This is a genomic window from Streptomyces fuscichromogenes, from assembly GCF_014645815.1.
Taxonomy (GTDB): Bacteria; Actinomycetota; Actinomycetes; order Streptomycetales; family Streptomycetaceae; genus Streptomyces; species Streptomyces fuscichromogenes.
In genome coordinates this window covers 652,240-668,727 of sequence record NZ_BMML01000002.1, presented here as the reverse complement: position 1 = coordinate 668,727, position 16,488 = coordinate 652,240, and the positions used below count along the sequence as shown (strand labels likewise).

The window sequence follows — 16,488 nt, the reverse complement described above, 5'->3', positions numbered from 1 at the left end:
ACCCGGTCGCCGGGCGCGGTCGCCGGGCGCGGCCCACCGGACGGGCGGGGGCGGTCGTCCGGTCACCGGACGTCGGCCCCCTTGACGACCGCGTTCTGCACGGCGCCGGTCAGGAGCGTGACCAGTTCGTCGACGACCGGAGGACGGACGCCGGGTCTGCTGACGGCGAGGATCTCGCGGTGGAGCGGCGTGACCCCCGGCGGCAGCAGCACCCTCTCGACTCCGGTGTCGCGTCCCGCGCCGAGGAGGGTGGCCGGGATCAGGCCCACCGCGAGGCCGGCTCGGATCATGGCGAGCATGCTGTGCAGGTCGTCGGTCTCCAGGGTCACCTCGGGCGCGATCCCGAGTTCTCCGGCCCAGCGCTCCAGCAGCCGCCGGTCGGGGTTGTGCGCGTGCCCGGAGACCCACTCCCGTTCCAGGCACGCGGCCAGCTCCACCGGGCGCCGGCGTCCCGGCTCGGCACCGGCGACCAGGACCAGCGGTTCGCGCCCCAGGACGGTGATCGTCAACGCCTCGGACGGGGCCGGCGGGTCCTCGGGCAGGTACCGGTAGGCGACGAACAGGTCCATGTCCCCCGACCGCACCCTCGGCAGCCCCTCGTCCGTCTCCACGACGACGAGACGGATCCGGGGCCCCGGGCGGCGCCCCCTGAGCGTGGACAGGACCTGCGGGAACAGGTGGCTCATGGCGCTGGGGTAGGTCCCGACGCGCAGTTCGGCGATCTCGCGGTTCGCGATGCCGCTCGCGGCGTCCTGGAACCGCGCGGTCGCGTCGAAGAGCGTCCCGGTCGCCTGGGCGAGGGAACGGCCGGCCGCGGTGAGGATCAGCCGGCTGCCGGGGCGGCGGACGATCAGTTCGACGCCCATGCCGCGTTCCAGCGCGGCGATGTGCTGGGACACCGCCGAGGGCACATAGCCGAGTTCCACCGCGGCCCCGGCCATCGAACCTCGGCGCACCACGGCCAGGAAGGTGGCCAGGAGCTTCAGATCCGGCTGAGACTTCATGGTCCGTGAACTTTCTCTTCGGGATCCATCGCTTTACGTGTCGCGAGGTGGACGCCAGAGTAAAGGCACCCCGACGCCCGGCACTCCGCCCGACAGAAAGCCGAGACCATGGCTCTCGATCTCACCGCCCTGCGGGCCCACTTCCCCTCTCTCGCCACCGGCCTCGCCTACTTCGACGGTCCGGGCGGCACGCAGACCCCACGCCCCGTCGCCGACGCCATCGCCGCGACGCTGACCGGCCCCCTGTCCAACCGGGGAACCATCGGCCCGTCCGAACTCAACGCCGAGCACGCCGTCGCGGACTTCCGCTCCGCCTACGCCGACCTGCTCCGCATGCCCGCGAACGGCATCGTCCACGGCCGCAGCGCCACCCAGCTCACCTACGACTTCTCGCGCCATCTGGCCAAGACCTGGCAGGCGGGCGACGAGATCATCGTCAGCCGCCTGGACCACGACGCCAACGTCCGCCCCTGGGTCCAGGCGGCCGAGCGCGCCGGAGTGACGGTCCGCTGGATCGAGATCGACGCCGACACCGCGCAACTGGACCTCGACTCCTACGAGCGGGCCCTCTCCCCCCGGACCCGGCTGGTCGCGGTCACCGCCGCCTCCAACGTGCTGGGCACCAAGCCGCCCGTCCGCGCGATCGCCGACCGGGCCCACGAGGCCGGCGCCCTGGTGTACGTCGACGGCGTCCACTACGCCGCGCACCACCTCGTGGACGTGCCCGCCCTCGGAGCCGACCTGTTCGTCTGCTCGCCGTACAAGTTCCTGGGGCCGCACTGCGGAGTGCTCGCGGCGGCCCCCGGACTCCTCGAGAACCTGCGCCCGGACAAGCTCCTGCCCTCCCCCGACACCGTCCCCGAACGCTTCGAGTTCGGCACCCTCCCCTACGAGATCCTCGCGGGCGCCACCGCGGCCGTCGACTTCCTCGCCGCGACGGACCCCGGCACGTCGGGCACCCAGATCTCGCGCAGAGAGCGTCTGGCGCGGTCCCTGGCCTCCCTGCACGAGCACGAGCAGTCGCTGCGCACGAGGCTCCAGGAGGGCCTGGAGGCCCTGGGCGACGCCGTCACCCTGCACTCGAAAGCCCCCGACCGCACCCCGACGGTCCTGATGACCCTCGACGGCCGCGACGCGCGCGAGGCCCAGACCCACCTGGCCGCACGCGACGTGCTGGCACCCGCGGGATCGTTCTACGCGCACGAGCCCTTCACCGCGCTGAAGCTCCAGGGCCCCGCGCTACGGGCGGGCCTGGCCCCCTACAACACCCCCGACGACGTGGACCGGCTCCTGGACGGCCTCGCCGCCTTCCTCTGACCCATGAGGCGGCAGGGGTGCGTCAGCCGACCGCGGCGTCCTCCACCTCCCAGCGCAGCAGGTCGCCCGGCTGGCACTGGAGCACTTCGCAGAGGGCGGCGAGCGTCGCGAAGCGCACCGCCTTGGCGCGCCCGTTCTTGAGTACCGCCAGGTTGGCGGGCGTGATCCCGACGCGGTCCGCGAGCTCGCCCACGGACATCTTCCGCCGGGCCAGCATGACGTCGATGTCGACGACGATCGGCATCAGATCACCTCGTCCAACTCGGCCTGCATCTGCGCCGCTTCGACGTCCCGCGCGACGGCCTGGGCGAGCAGCATCCGCAGTACGAGCACGATGAGCGCGACGCCCAGGATGGCCACGCCGATCCCGGCCATGATGACGCTGACCCCCGGGTCGTCCCGCTGGCCCGGCGCGTTGAGGGCCGTGACCGCGAACCACACGAGGGCGGCCGACACGATCGCACCGATCACACCGTCCACGTACCGGAAGGCGGCGTGGGAGAAGACGGTTCCGCGTCGCACCATCGTCACCAGCCGCCCCACGCAGACCACCGCGACCTGGACCGACACCATGCCCAGGATCACGATCACACGCAACGGGGTCAACGGGAGCGCCCCGTCCGCCGGCTTGGCGACCAACGCCCACACCATCCCCGCCTGCACGAACACGGTGCCGACGAACACCACCACGAGCACCGCCCGCAGCGCCCCCACTGTCAGCTTTCCCATGACCCACCATCCCATCGACTCACGATGGGAATCTATCGACTATCGATAGACGAAGCAAGGGGCGGCGACCGCCCACCGCGGGCTTCGAGGGTTTCGGCGGGCTGCTCGCCCCCTGAGCTGTCGACCGGGAATCCTGCCGGCGATCCGGTCGTACCGTGGCGGTCGAGGGCCCCTCGCGTCGGTCTTCGGTGTCGCGGTCCTCGCTCTCGCGGGCCTGCTCGCGGTCATGGCCTCCGGGTGGCCCGGTGCACGAAAGCGGGTGGCAGGTTGGTCCACACCGTCTTCGAGCGTTCCAACCGGTCGAAACGGCAGGCCAGTTCGGCGGTGAAGTGACGGGCGGGCGGAGTCCAGGCCGCGTGCAGGTACGCGAAGGTGGTGAACCGGCCGCCGGGCGCCAGGACTTCGGACACGGCATCCAGGATGTGCCCGCGCCGGTCCTGCGGCATGACCGTCCACGGCAGCCCGGAGACCACCGCGTCGACCGGTTCGCCCACCGCCGCGGCCAGCTCGGCCGCGGACCCCTGGACCACGGTCAGCCGTGCGTCGCGCCGGGTGGCCGACAGCCGCGCGGCGAGCACCGGGTTGAGCTCGACGGCGACAAGCCGGGCGCCGGGCGCCAGCCGGGCGAGGATCGCGTCGGTGAACACCCCGGTCCCCGGGCCGAGTTCGGCGACGAGCCGGGCCCGCTCCAGGCCGATGCCCTCGGTCATCGCGTACGCCAGCCGTCGTGAACTGGCCGCCACGGCACCGGTCATGAGGGGCCGTCTGAGGAACTCGGTGGTGATCGACATGGCGGCCATGGTGGAAACGCCCCGGGTGGCCGCGCGTCGTATCCCCGGCCGGTGTCCGTACGACTGCGGGAGGACCCCGTGACGCCCGCCAGGACGATGCCGGGGACCGGTCCCCGGCCGTAGCGTGAGGCGGTGCAACGGCTGATCGAGACCCTGCCCCGACTGCGGCGCGGACATCCGTGGCTGACGGACCTGCTGCTGGTCGTGCTGGTTGCCGTGCCCCCGGTGATCCGCCCCCAGCCGGGCTGGCGGCCCGTCTGGGCACAGGCGGCCGTGTACGCCGCCCTGGTGCTGCCCCTGCTGTGGCGCCGCCGCCGGCCGGTGCTCGTCGCGGCCCTGGTGACGGCCGGGTTCTGGGCGCAGTACCTCGGACAGGTGTGGGGACAGGAACCGGGACGCGGCGCCGTCGCCCTGGCCGCGGTCCTGGCCACCCTCACGGTGCGCGGCCTGCGCCGGGCCGCCGCGGCGACGGTGATCTGTGCCGCCGGCTGCGTTGTTCTGTGGATTCCCGCCTGGCAGCGGGACTACGGGGGCCCGGGTGCCCGCGGCGCCTGGCTCACCCCGCTCGCGGTGGGGCTGCTGCTGGCCGGGGCCTGGGTGTTCGGCGAGTACGTCCGTGCCCGGCGCGCCTATGTCGCCGAGTTCGAGCGGCGGGCCGCGCTCGCCGAGTCGGAACGCCTCGCCCTGGCCCGGGTCGCCGTCGCCGAGGAGCGGGCTCGCATCGCCCGCGAGATCCACGACGTCCTCGCGCACAGCGTGAGCGTGATGGTGCTGAACGCCGAGGGCGGCAGGCTGATGCGGCACACCGACCCCACGGTCGTCGACCGCACCCTCGGCGTCATCAGCGCGACCGGCCGCGACGCCCTGGACGAACTGCGCCGGCTGCTGGAGGTGCTGCGCGCCCCCGACGCGGACGCCCCGGCCGGCGACCCCGGACCCGGATCCGGCGACGGTGGGGCCGGCGAGTCCCTCGCGGCCGATCTGCGGCGGCTGGTCGGGCGCCTCAACACGAACGGCACGCGCGCCCGGCTGGACCTCCGCGGAGAGCCGGGCGGCCTTCCGGCGGATCTCACCGTGCAGACGTACCGCATCGTGCAGGAGGCGCTCACCAACGTCGTCAAGCACGCGCCGCCGAACGCCACGATCCGCGTCCGGGTCGACACCGGTACCGAGGGGCCCGGACGGCTGGTCCGGGTCCGGGTGGAGAACTCGGCCGGAGCGGGCCCGGGGGCCGTCCCGGAGCACCCCGTCCGACTGCTCCCCTGCGGTCACGGACTCACCGGCATGCGCGAACGCACCGCCCTGTACGGCGGGAGCGTCGACGCCGGCCCCACACCCGACGGGGGCTACCGGGTCACCGCCTCCCTGCGCCCCACCGAGCCCGAGCCCGAGCCCGCCGAGGCGACGCCATGACCGGCCCGCCCCCCACCCCGTCGTCGTCGCGGGTGCTCATCTGCGACGACCAGGAACTGATCCGGATGGGACTGCGCATGGTCATCGACAGCCAGCCCGATCTCACCGTGGTGGGCGAGGCCGCCGACGGCGACGCGGCGATCGCGGGTGTGGCCGCCCTGGAGCCGGACCTCGTCCTGATGGACGTACGCATGCCCGGCCTGGACGGGCTCGCCGCGACCGAGCAGCTCTGCGCGCAGCCCCATGGGCCCCGGATCCTCGTCGTCACCACCTTCGACCTCGACGAGTACGCCTACGCGGCCCTGCGTGCCGGCGCGAACGGCTTCCTCGTCAAGGACGCCCCCGCCGAGGAGATCCTGGTGACCGTCCGGGCGGTGCTGCGGGGCGAGGTCGTGCTGGCGCCCTCGCTGACCCGGCGCCTGGTCGACCGCTTCGTCCTGCGATCCCCCACGTCGGCGCCCGCCCAGCGCAGCCGCCTGGCCGCGCTCACCGAGCGGGAGCGGGAGGTCCTCGCCCTGGTCGCCCGGGGACTGGCCAACGGCGAGATCGCCGACCGCCTCTTCGTCGGGGAGACGACCGTGAAGACCCACCTCGGCCGCATCCTGACCAAACTCGGCCTCCGCGACCGCGTCCACGCGGTGATCTTCGCCTACGAGAGCGGGCTGGTACGGGCCGGGGACTGACTGCCCGGCAGACCGCCCGCGACGGAGACCGGGGTTCGCGAACGGCCGGGACCAGCCGCACCGGGTCCGGTGCCGCTGTTTCGCGCCTGGGGCCGGCAGCCGCCGGATGCGCTCGTGCTCGGCCGTCATCTGCGGTGTGGCGAGGAAGTCGTCGAGATCCGCGGACACCTCGTGGTCGATGTCCTCGACGGAGCGGATGGCGAGTTCGTAGAGCTCGCCGCGCCGGTTCTGCTCCGGGTAGCTCTGCCGGTGCGCCAACACGATGATGGCGGTGAGGACTCCGGGGTCCAGATCGTCATCGGCCAGGATGCCGTCATAGATCGTCGCGAGCGCGTCGTGCAGCTCGGCGGCGCTGATCGTCAGGACGTCCGCGCACGCGGTGGTCAGTGCAGCCCGGGCCTCTTCCGTGAGTTCGTCCTCGGCCGCACCGCGCAGCAGCTCCGGCCGCACCAGACGGGTGACCGTCTCCTCGCCGAAGGCACGAGCACTGCCCTCGGTGCCCCCGACGATCAGCCGGAGAACGTCCGCCTCAAGCTCGCTGTACTTCACGCCCGCAGCCCAAGCGGGGTGTGACCGGGATCCACGCCGAAGGAGCAACGAAATGAGCCCCAGGCCCTGATGCGCTCGGACTCACCTGCGCCGACGACCGGCAGGGTCGCGTTCGGCGACGTGCCGGGCGACAGGGCGACGCCGGGCCGCGCACACCCTTCCAGGGAGCGGGCAGAGGCGTGCACAAGCTCGCCTTTGTCCGGGGGTCAGGCGCGGGGCCGGCGAACAGCGGCGGTGAAGATCTGCGCACGGCCGGTGCGCGTGTCGGTCCAGACCGGGTGGAAGACATCGCCGGGAGCAGCGGCCAGTCCCTGGTAGTTGCCGAGCCAGTGCGTGCTGCCGGTGTCGATGGCCTGCCGGGGATCGAAGGCCCGCGTGGTGACGCGCAGCGGCGGCCCGAAGGCGGGTTGCGCGGACGCGGCCGGCACCGGATCCGAGATGTGGAGCAGGACGTCCATGCGCAGTGTTGCCAGGGACAGGGCATAGACGGAGATCGCGATGCGGTGGTCGTCGGCGATGGCGACTTGGGGTTGCAGGTAGACCGTCTCGTCACTGGCCGCCACGGTCATCGGTGTACTCCACGTCGGTGTGGGGTCGGTGGGGCCGGCCGATGTCGTCAGCAGCAGTCGCGACATCCCGGTCGCGTCGTCGAAGCCTGTGACGGCCGCGCACACGAGACCGCCGTCGGCCGCAGCCGCAAGAGCCGGGCCGCTCTTCGCGGTGACGTCTCCCAGACCCGGCGCCATGGCCGGCACCCCGGCCACCGTGAACGGCTCCGTGAACGTCTCGCCGTGGTCGCCGGAGGTGACAGCTCTGATGAGCACGTCACCACTCGGGGAGGGGGTGAAGTAGGCGACGGTGAGCGAGCCGTCCGGTCCGGCGGCGGCGACGGGGGCGATGGCCCTGGCGCCTGCGGCCGGATCAAGTGCACGCGGGGGCTGGAAGGTCCGGCCGCCGTCGGTGGAGCGGGCGATGACCACACCGTCGTCGGCGGTGCCGTACATCCCCGCGGCGAGGTACAGAGGCGCGGGTGTGCGGTGGCTTCCGGTGCCGATCGTGAGGCTGGGATGGTCCACCAGCCCAGCGCCACCCGCGATCGCCGTGGTCGACGGACGGAAACCGCGCCCACCGTCGTCGCTGCGCCACATCAGGACGTCACCGTGGCGCGGCGGCCCCTGGGTGGCCACGACACAGCACACGAACGCGCGGCCACGGCTGTCGAAGGCCACGGTCGGATTGCCGTCGAAGTCCGGTACCAGGCCGGGCAGCAGGCCCCGCGCGCGCCAGGTGCTGCCGGCGTCGAACGACGTGTACGCGGCTACGCCGATGTCGGCTCCGACGAACACCCGGCAGACGGCCAGGAGGTTGTGCGGATCGAGTGGATCGACCGCGACGACCGGTTCGATGCACGCGGCGAAAGCATCATCGGTGACCCGTGTGTTGCCGGGCGCCTTGACTTCTTCTCGCCTCGCCGGCGTCGTCGTCCGTGGCAGATTGCGGGCCGCCATCCACGACAACACCGACACCGGCACACCAGCGAAGGTTCGCCGCGACACGATTCGATCGAATGCTCCCATGGCAAAGGTCCCTTCTGGCCCGCCGATCGCCGCCTCGGCGAGGGCATCCGGCTCACACGTCGAGGTCATGGCTGATGGTGCGCGCTTCACCGCGCCTTGTCATCGACCCGTGGTATGCCGTCCGTGGTCTGACGGAACGCACCAAGAGTCATCCGCGGGAACGAGTGACATGCCACGGGTCCTGATCAGCGGACTGGCAACTCTGAGGGGGAGCCGACGACCGGGTGGCCGAATTCCAGGAGCGCCGTCAGCCCACCGTTTCCGACTGCTACCTCGTTGCGGGCCAGGCAAGGAGTTCGGCCGTTGGCGGCTACGCGGGGCACAGGGCGGTGGTCATCAGGGCGAGGGCCGCGGGGCCGGCGTCGGCGTCGGCGTCGGCGTCGGTGCCCCAGTCGGTCCAGTCCACGGTGACCTGGCGGGTGCCGTCGAGAGTGTGGAAGGAGACGGTGCGGTAGCCGGGAGTGCCGCCGCCGTGGCCCACGATCGTGCCGCAGGGGAGCGTGGCGATCTCCAGGCCGAGTCCCCAGCCGCCGCCGCTGGGGTCGGCGGTCATCTCGCGCAGCTCGGCCGGGCGCAGGAGGCCGCCGGTGAGCAGGGTGCGGAAGAAGTGGTCGAGGTCTGCGGTGCTGGAGATGATCTCGCCGGCAGCACCGGCGACGGACATGTTGACGGTGGTGTAGTCGACCGGGACGAGTGTCCCGTCCCCTTTCTCCACCGGTTCGTAGCCGTGGGAGTGGGGCCCGGTGAGGAAGGGAGAGGAGCCCGGCAGGCGGGTGTCCCGGAGTCCGAGGGGCCGGATGATGCGCTGGTCGATCTCGGTGCGGTAGGAGCGGCCGGTGACCTTTTCGATGATCATGCCGAGCACGATGTAGTCCGTGTTGGAGTAGTGGTGGTCGGTGCCCGGCGGGAACAGCAGAGGGCGGTTCCGGTCTCCGTCCTTGACGGCCCGTCGGACCAGTTCGGCGGCTGTCCAGGTGCGGAAGCGGTCACGGGGGACGTCGCCGTCGAGCAGCCCGTCGGTGTACTCGGGCAGGCCGCTGGCGTGCTGGAGCAGATCCCGGACCGTGATCCGGTCGCCTCCGGGGGCGGGGACGAGGCCGGGGAGCCACCGCTCGGCGGTGTCGGACAGGCGCAGCCGTCCCTCGCCCACCAGCTGGAGCACCACGGTGGCGGTGAACGTCTTGGTGACGCTTCCGGCGCGGAAGCGGCCGTCGACGGGGGCCGGTTGCCGGCCGCCCAGCCTGGACCTGCCGCTGCTGCCACGCCATACGGCGTCCCCCTGGCGGACCTCGGCGACCGCGCCGACCGCGCCGGTCGCCGTCACCCGGTCCAGCGCCGCCTGCAACGCGGTGCCGTCCGGTGCCGCGGCGGACGGTGCGGCGACCGCACCGCCCGCCGTGGGAACCAGCGCGCACACCGTCAGCAGTGCCGACATCCCGAATCGTGAGCCCCTCATCGCTCTCCCGCCCTCACTGTTTCCTGTGATCCCCGTCGTAGCGGCGTGGACGATGGTGCCGTCCACGCCAGTACGACAAATCCACCCGGGGGACGAAGGGGTTTCCCTGAACAACGGTCCGGCCACCCCGAGGCCGGGATCGGGGGTTTCCCTGGCCTCGCCGATTCCGCCGGGCGCGGCGGCTGTTGTGGTGGTAACGCGAAAGTGCCTTCCTGACCTGGGGCGATGAACCTCGCTGAGGGATTTCTGCCGATCCGGGCGGAGGGCGGGGGGGGTCGGACATGCCGAGGCGTGGCTGCCGGCGGATCTCGCCGATGCCACCGCCCTCTCCCGCGCACTCGGCCGGGTCACGGCCGCTTCGGCCGCGCGGGACCGGACATGATCCAGGCAGGACCACCACCGGCCTGGCGGTGGCGAAGCCATTGCCGATCCGGCCGTACTGCGAAACCGGGCAGGGATGTTCAGCCCCGTCGCCTCGACACCGACGGCCTGGAGAGTGCTCGCCGACCGACGGGAAGGCACTGGCTTGTCCGCGCTGGGCCCGCGCCCGGTCCCGCGAAGTCGCCTGACTGCAGGCCACCGACCTCGCTGTGCCCGAGCGGTGAAAACACCCCGACCACGCGCCAGTCGACGATCGACGACGTCTCCTCACCGCTACCGAGAAAGCCGATTAGTCTGCCGGAATGGAGAGCGTCGAGCCGTCGCCCGCCGTCGGCGTGGGGCAATGAACGGCTTCGCGGGGCATGTATGGGTCCTCTCCCTCGTCGCGGCGGTCTGCTCACTGATCATGGTTCGTCTGCTGGCCGTACGCAGGACCGCCGGTTCCTCCCTCACGGGAGCCGTCGTGCTCACGCTGGCCGTCGCCGCGATCCCCGCCGTACGCGGTGAACCGCCGCACTACGTGGCGGGGGTCGCGCTGACGGCCGGTGGGGTGGTGGCGGTCGTCTGGGCGACGGGCCGCTCCCGCAGGCGGCGGTCGGCCCGCCGGTCCGCGCTGGCGGAGTACGAGGCAGGCACGGCGGCGGTCCCGCTGTTCGCGGCGCTGGCGGAACGGGACCGGCTGGCCGCGGAGCTGCACGACGTGGCCGCGCATCGGCTGACCGGGATCGTGGTGGCCGCGGGCGCCGCGCTCAGGCTCGCCGACCGGGAACGGACCGGTGACGCGCTGCGCCACGCCGACGAGGCGGGCCGGGAGGCCGTCCGCGAACTGGAGCGCCTCACCGAGCTGGACGCGACCGCGGCCGGCTTCACCGAGGTCGACGCGCTGGCCGCCGCGCACGCGGTGGACTACCGGCGCACGGTCGACGAGGCACCGGCGGGCAGTACGGAAGCGACGTACCGGGTCGTCCGGGAGGCGTTGACCAACGCGGCTCGGTACGCCGAGGGCGCGACCGTGCGCGTCCGGATCGACCCGACGGACGACCGGGACCAGCCCGTACGGGCCGGCGGCGATCACCTGTTCGTCGTCACCGTCACGGACGACGGCGGTACGGCCGTCGAGCCGGGCCTCGGCACCGGACGCGGTCTCGCTGGGCTGGCGGTCACGGTCACCGCGACGGGCGGGACGTTCCGGGCCGGACCTCATGGTGAGGGAGCGGGCTGGCGCGTGCGGGCCTCGCTGCCTGCGGGCACGGTTCTTCCCCTCCGCCGGTGGCCCCGGTGGCGTGGGACGGCCGCGCTCGACTACGCGCTGGTGGCCCTGGCGATCGCACTGTCGCTCGGTGCGAGCCTGCTGTCGGCCGACGTACCGGCCCCGTTCGGCGGCCTGCTGCCCGCGCTGGTGACCGTCGTGCTGTCGGGCCTGCACGCCGTGCCGCTGGCCTGGCGTTCACGGGCGCCCGGCCGCGCGCTCGCGGCGGTGCTGTCGGCGCTGCTGCTGTGGTGGACCTGCGACCGGACGGGCTGGACCCAGCCGCCGGTGAGCGACATCTTCCTGGTGTACGGGTGGGTCGAGCTGACTCTCGTCCACAGCGTCGGGTTGCGTCTGCCCTGGCGCCGGGGCCTGTTCGCGCCGCTCGCCGTGGCCGCCGTGGGCGGGCTCGCGCTGGCGAGCGGCAGCGGCATCACCGGCAGCCGTACGGTGGCCTGGGCCGTGCTGGCGGGCGTGCTGGTTCTCCCCGCCCTCGCCGTCTGGTCGTGGGGGCGCCGGACCGCCCGGCGGCATGAGCGGCTGTGGGCCGCGGACACCCGGCGGCGGGTCCTGCTCGACGGGGAGGCGGACGCGGCGGTGTCCGCGCAGCGTCTGCTGTTCGCCGCCGGGCTGCGGGACACGGCGCTCCGGCACGCGCGGGCGGTCGTCGCCGCGGCGGAGGAGGGGGATCTGCGGGCCGTACGGGAAGAGGCCCGCGCCGGGCTGACCGCTCTGCGGGACCTGCTGTCCGGGCTGCGCGCAGGGGACGACGCCGACGGCGCCCCTCCGCCCACCGTCTCCGGGATCACCGCGCTGGCCGCGCGCCACGGCGCCGTCGTCCGGTACGTCGGAGCACGTCGTCCGCTGCCCGCCGCCGTGGAGGTCTTCGCGTACCGGACCGCCTCCGCGCTCATGGCCGTGGGCGTCACCCTCACCGTGCGCACGCTCCCCGACGGCATGGAGGTCTCCGGTCCGGCACCCGCCGTTCCCGGGGTGGAGCGGCGGCTGCGCGCCCTCACGGACGCCGCCGGCGGTACCCTCTCGACGACCGACCGCGGTGCGGTCCGCGTGTGGCTCCCGGAGGCGTTCCCATGGCGATCAGAGTGACCGTCGCGGACGACCAGGCCGTCGTACGGGCCGGGATCGCGGCGATCCTCGACGCGGAAGACGACCTGTGCGTCGTCGGGCAGGCGGCGGACGGCGACACGGCGGTCGAACTCGCGCTGTCGGCGCGGCCGGACGTCGCGCTGATGGATGTCCGCATGCCGGGGATCGGCGGGCTCGCGGCGACCGCCGCGATCACCGAACGCAGCCCCGCGACCCGTGTTCTGGTGCTCACCACCTTCGGTCTCGACGAGTACCTGTTCGCCGCGCTGCGCGCCGGAGCCGCCGGTTTCCTGCTCAAGGACGCCGAGCCGGAGCGGGTGATCGACGCGGTACGGGTGGTCCACGGGGGCGCCGCGCTGCTCGATCCGGCGGTGACCCGCACGCTGATCGACCGGTTCACGGACGGGCCCGGCCCGCTGGACCCCTCCCGCCTCTCCCCGCTCACGCCGCGCGAGACGGAAGTGCTGCGGCAGGTCGCGCGCGGGCTGTCCAACGCGGAGATCGCGGGAGTGCTGGGGGTGAGCGCGGCGACCGTGAAGGACCATGTGTCGGTCGTGCTGGGGAAGTTGGGGGTGCGGGATCGGGTGCAGGCGACGATCGCGGCGTATGAGACGGGGTTGATCAGGCCTGGTGGTGGGGGGTGAGGGCGGGTGCGGATGTGTCTGCCGGGCGCGGGAGTGTCGATCCGACTGCCGGACGGCCCCTGACACTTGGCGCGGCACCGCGCCTGCCGTACCTCAAGCCGGTTCCCCCGCCGCAAGGAGGGGACGGCACCCCGCCGCACGGCGGCCTTCACCCCCGCCGAAACCGTCCCTGAGCCGGACGGACAGCGCGCGTCGGCTTTCTAGCCTCGAAGGCATGTCACGCATACTTCTCCGCCGTGTCGCCGGCGGTGCCCTGTTGTTCCTGGCGCTCCTGCTGACCCCTGCCGTGGCGGTGGCAGGTTTCCTGGCCGCGGCATTCGTCACCGCGAGCGTGCCGGTCCTGGTCGTCGTCGGTCTCGTCTGCGGCGCCCTGGCCGGCGGGCTGCCGGTCCGGGCGGCGTTCGCCCTGTTCGGCCTCGACCGCCGCCCGGCGCGGCGGGCGTCCGCGTTCCTCACGGCCGGCCTGACCGCGGCCGTCGCCGTCCTCGCCGCCGTCACCGTCCTGCGTCCGATGCCCACCACGACGGCCGCCCCCGCCCCGCCCGGCGTGCGGTTCTGGGATCTGCCGACCGGTTCACGCATCGCCTACGTCCATGCCCCCGCCGCGGGCAAGGCCAGACCGACCCCGGTGATCTTCCTGCACGGTGGTCCTGGTACCCCCGGCGAGGGCGTCCCCACCGGGGGCCGTGAACTCGCGGCGGACGGCTTCGACGTCTACTCCTACGACCAGCTCGGCGCCGGCCGCTCCACCCGGCTGCGGGACGTCACCGGATACACCGTCGCCCGCCAGGTCGCCGACCTGGAGGCGATCCGGCGCACACTCGGTGCCGACCGGATCATCCTGGTCGGCCAGTCCTGGGGCGGATCGCTCACCGCCCAGTACCTGGCCGCCCATGGCGAACACGTCGCCAAAGCGGTCTTCACCTCGCCGGGCGCGCTGTGGGGCCGTCAATACCCCGGCTCCAGGGCCGGGGAACCCTGGAACCGTCTCTCCCCCGCCCAGAAGGCCCGGCTCGACCGGCTGGACAGCGCACCCCGCATCATCGCGGCGAGCCTGCTCCTGGGGATCAACCCCGGCGCCGCGCACGCGCTGGTCGGCGACGGCGAGGTGGACCACTGGATGCACGAAGTCGCCCTCCAGGGAAAGGACAGCACCTCGTGCGAGGCCGCTCCGCCCACCACCGCGCACGACAACCCTCAGGGCTTCTACAGCAACCAGATGACCGTCAGGGACTTCGAGAAGCTCCCCGACCCCCGGCCCCGTCTGCGCACCCTGCGCGTCCCCTCTCTGATCATGCGAGGGGAGTGCGACTTCATCAGGCCCGCCGTGACCGCCGAGTACCACCACACCCTCGCAGGCTCCGCGTTGGTGACCGTCAAGGGAGCCGGACACTCCGTCTCGGGCGAACAGCCCCGCCGCTACACCGCACTGCTGCGGGCCTTCCTCCTGGACGAACCGCTGCCGACGAGCACCGGCTGAGTCCGGAACGGGCGGTCGGGCCGGGGGAGCTTTCTGGGGCACCAGCCCCTGCCGCGCGACCCGCAAACGCGGGCAACGGATCGCCCCGGAGAAACCGTCGGCTTGGACACGGCTACGCCGTCCCGGCCCCTGTACGGCCCCTGGGTCTCGGCATCGATCCTCAGAGCAGTCGCCCCGGCGGCGGGCGACAGCGAAGCTCGCCTACTCCGCCGCAGGTCAGATGGGCTGGGGCTCCCCCGACCACCGCCGGACGCCCAACCCACGGGCAGTGGATTCAGTCCGTTCAGGCAGAGTTGACGCCCCGACACCCAAAAATCACACCAGACTCCGCGGCTTCCCCGCTGCGCCTCCGGAGTCCCGCGCCGCCAAACACCATGAGAAGTGGACGCGTTCACATCACCTCCCGCAAGGGGAGCGCCGTCCTGCTGCCGGACGAGGACCTCATCTCCTGGCCGGACACCGTGCATCTCCCGCACTCCCCCAGGAACGCCCGTCGCCTGCTCGACTCCATCACCGAGACGGAGTTGATCACGGTCCAGGCGGGGTACCGCTACTGGCACCCCGCCCAGGACGGTCATCGGCCGAAGTCCGCTGCGGCCCCGTCAGAACGCGAAGTCGCGAGGCTCCCCACGCAGTGTGATCCAGCGGAGTTCGGTGAATTCCTCCGCCGCGAAACCCGTGCCGAAGCGGCCCCAGCCGCTCTCCTTCACACCACCGAAGGGCATGTTCGGCTCGTCGTTGACCGGTTGGTCGTTGACATGCACTATCCCGGCCTCAAGGCGGCGGGCGATGTCCAGTCCACGATGGGCTCCGCCGGTCAGGACACCCGCGGTCAGTCCGTAGCGGGAGGCGTTCGCGCGCTCCACGGCATGGTCGGCGTCGTCGACCGTCTCCAGGATGACGACCGGCCCGAAGGTCTCGTCGAAGGCGAGTTCGGCGCCCTCGGGGACGTCGGTCAGGACGGTGGGCGGGTAACACGGCGGCTCGGCCGTGCCCCCGGTCAGGAGACGTGCGCCCATCGAGACGGCCTCCTCGACGCGGCGGTCCAGGAGGGACAGCGCCCATTTGTTGATCACCGGTCCGACCACGGTACGAGGATCGTGCGGGTCACCGACGGGCAGCGCCGCCGCCTTCTCGGTGAAGAGGCGGGTGAACTCCTGCGCGATCGGCCGCTCGACGTAGATACGGCGGGCGCACATGCACACCTGCCCCTGGTGCACGAACGCGCCGTAGACCGCGGCGTCGACCGCGTAGGCCAGGTCGGCGTCGGCGAGGACGAGGAGCGGGTTCTGGCCGCTGAGCTGGAGGACGATGCGCTTGAGGTGGCGGCCGGCCGTCTCGGCGAGGCGGCGTCCGGTGGGCGTGGAGCCGGTGAAGTTGATGCGGCGCACCGCGGGATGCGAGATGAGCGCGTCCGCCACGGCGCCGGCGTCGCCGGGGGCATGGGTGATCACGTTGAGGACGCCCGGCGGGAGTCCGGCCTCGGCGAAGATCTCGGCCCAGAGCGTGCCGCCGGTGAGGGGCGACTCCTCGGACGGCTTGAGGACGACGGTGTTGCCGAGGGCGATCGGGCCGACGATGCTGCGACCGGACAGCACCAGGGAGGCGTTCCACGGGGCGATGGCCGCGACGACTCCGACCGGCTGGCGGACGGCGAGCGCCCGGGTGCCGGGGATGTCGGAGGGCAGCACCTGTCCGACAGCGGTGTAGGGGAGTCCGGCGGCCTGGCGGAGCAGGGAGACGCTGAAGTCCAGCTGGACCGTCGCGTAGTGGCGGCCGCACCCCGTCTCCCTCGTCAGGAGGCCGATGACCTCCTCGCGACGGCGGTCGAGGAGGTCGCCCGCGCGCAGCAGGACCCGCTGTCGCTCGGCCGGCAGCGCGTCGGCCCACCCGGCGAAGGCCGCCTGGGCGGCGTCCACCGCCCGGCGGGCGTCCTCGGCGTCGCCCGCGGCGACCGTCGCCATGACGGATCCGGTCCACGGGTCGTGGTCGGGGTAGGTCCCTCCGCCCAGCGGCTCGGTCCACTCGCCGCCGATGTGGTGGCGCACCGTGAGCGGGCGGGCCGGACGGCCCGCGTCCGTCGCCGTGGGGTCAGGAACGTTCACCTG

The 16,488-nt window shown here is 73.0% G+C and carries 14 protein-coding genes and 2 pseudogenes; 9 read left to right on the top strand and 7 right to left on the bottom strand.

The annotated features are described in order from the left end of the window. Window positions 1-62 precede the first annotated feature (62 nt). On the bottom strand, window positions 63-1,004 hold the full coding sequence (locus IEZ11_RS06710) for a LysR family transcriptional regulator (RefSeq protein ID WP_189261635.1): 942 nt from the start codon (window positions 1,002-1,004) through the stop codon (window positions 63-65). A gap of 108 nt (window positions 1,005-1,112) precedes the next feature. On the opposite strand from IEZ11_RS06710, the gene IEZ11_RS06705 reads away from it, so the two are divergent. After that, on the top strand, window positions 1,113-2,321 hold the full coding sequence (locus IEZ11_RS06705) for a cysteine desulfurase-like protein (protein WP_189261634.1): 1,209 nt from the start codon (window positions 1,113-1,115) through the stop codon (window positions 2,319-2,321). Between the two features lie 22 nt (window positions 2,322-2,343). On the opposite strand, the gene IEZ11_RS06700 is transcribed toward IEZ11_RS06705, so the two are convergent. From IEZ11_RS06700 to IEZ11_RS06690, 3 genes are all read right to left on the bottom strand, one after another. Further along, entirely contained in the window at window positions 2,344-2,565 is a 222-nt protein-coding gene (locus IEZ11_RS06700) for a helix-turn-helix domain-containing protein (RefSeq protein WP_189261633.1), read from the bottom strand. Further along, window positions 2,565-3,050 (bottom strand): DUF2975 domain-containing protein, encoded by a 486-nt coding sequence (locus IEZ11_RS06695; RefSeq protein WP_189261632.1) that lies wholly within the window; start codon window positions 3,048-3,050, stop codon window positions 2,565-2,567. The genes IEZ11_RS06700 and IEZ11_RS06695 overlap by 1 nt, the downstream gene beginning before the upstream one ends. Window positions 3,051-3,274: 224 nt before the next feature. After that, window positions 3,275-3,841, bottom strand: coding sequence for a class I SAM-dependent methyltransferase (locus IEZ11_RS06690; RefSeq protein WP_189261631.1), 567 nt, complete (start codon window positions 3,839-3,841; stop codon window positions 3,275-3,277). A gap of 132 nt (window positions 3,842-3,973) precedes the next feature. Here IEZ11_RS06690 and IEZ11_RS06685 point away from each other — a divergent pair, with 132 nt between their 5' ends. The 3 genes from IEZ11_RS06685 (at window position 3,974) to IEZ11_RS06675 (ending at window position 6,510) form a co-directional block, all read left to right on the top strand. Then, window positions 3,974-5,254, top strand: a complete 1,281-nt coding sequence (locus IEZ11_RS06685) for a sensor histidine kinase (RefSeq protein WP_189261630.1) — start codon at window positions 3,974-3,976, stop codon at window positions 5,252-5,254. Beyond that, window positions 5,251-5,937: a response regulator gene (locus tag IEZ11_RS06680; protein ID WP_189261629.1), complete on the top strand. Its 687-nt coding sequence runs from the start codon at window positions 5,251-5,253 to the stop codon at window positions 5,935-5,937. The genes IEZ11_RS06685 and IEZ11_RS06680 overlap by 4 nt, the downstream gene beginning before the upstream one ends. Before the next feature lie 69 nt (window positions 5,938-6,006). Then, window positions 6,007-6,510, top strand: coding sequence for a hypothetical protein (locus IEZ11_RS06675; protein ID WP_189261628.1), 504 nt, complete (start codon window positions 6,007-6,009; stop codon window positions 6,508-6,510). A gap of 182 nt (window positions 6,511-6,692) precedes the next feature. Here the strand turns inward: IEZ11_RS06675 and IEZ11_RS06670 are convergent, their stop codons facing one another. Both IEZ11_RS06670 and IEZ11_RS06665 read right to left on the bottom strand, forming a co-directional pair. Next, window positions 6,693-8,042 carry a sialidase family protein gene (locus tag IEZ11_RS06670; RefSeq protein WP_189261627.1) on the bottom strand — a complete coding sequence of 450 codons (1,350 nt, stop codon included), beginning with the start codon at window positions 8,040-8,042 and terminating at the stop codon, window positions 6,693-6,695. A gap of 331 nt (window positions 8,043-8,373) precedes the next feature. Next, window positions 8,374-9,519: a serine hydrolase domain-containing protein gene (locus tag IEZ11_RS06665; RefSeq protein WP_189261626.1), complete on the bottom strand. Its 1,146-nt coding sequence runs from the start codon at window positions 9,517-9,519 to the stop codon at window positions 8,374-8,376. Window positions 9,520-9,761: 242 nt separating this feature from the next. Here IEZ11_RS06665 and IEZ11_RS50590 point away from each other — a divergent pair. The 5 genes and pseudogenes from IEZ11_RS50590 to IEZ11_RS06645 all read left to right on the top strand — a co-directional run. Next, a pseudogene (locus IEZ11_RS50590) lies at window positions 9,762-10,085 on the top strand (IS1380 family transposase); the annotation flags it as partial. 158 nt (window positions 10,086-10,243) lie between these two features. Then, window positions 10,244-12,256 carry an ATP-binding protein gene (locus IEZ11_RS06660; protein ID WP_189261625.1) on the top strand — a complete coding sequence of 671 codons (2,013 nt, stop codon included), beginning with the start codon at window positions 10,244-10,246 and terminating at the stop codon, window positions 12,254-12,256. Then, window positions 12,241-12,900, top strand: a complete 660-nt coding sequence (locus tag IEZ11_RS06655; protein ID WP_189261624.1) for a response regulator — start codon at window positions 12,241-12,243, stop codon at window positions 12,898-12,900. The genes IEZ11_RS06660 and IEZ11_RS06655 overlap by 16 nt, the downstream gene beginning before the upstream one ends. Window positions 12,901-13,114: 214 nt before the next feature. Further along, window positions 13,115-14,380, top strand: coding sequence for an alpha/beta fold hydrolase (locus IEZ11_RS06650; RefSeq protein WP_189261623.1), 1,266 nt, complete (start codon window positions 13,115-13,117; stop codon window positions 14,378-14,380). Between the two features lie 389 nt (window positions 14,381-14,769). After that, window positions 14,770-14,904: pseudogene (locus tag IEZ11_RS06645) on the top strand (type II toxin-antitoxin system Phd/YefM family antitoxin); the annotation flags it as partial. A 78-nt stretch (window positions 14,905-14,982) separates the two neighbouring features. Here the strand turns inward: IEZ11_RS06645 and IEZ11_RS06640 are convergent. After that, window positions 14,983-16,485 carry an aldehyde dehydrogenase family protein gene (locus IEZ11_RS06640; protein WP_189261622.1) on the bottom strand — a complete coding sequence of 501 codons (1,503 nt, stop codon included), beginning with the start codon at window positions 16,483-16,485 and terminating at the stop codon, window positions 14,983-14,985. Between the last annotated feature and the right edge of the window lie 3 nt (window positions 16,486-16,488).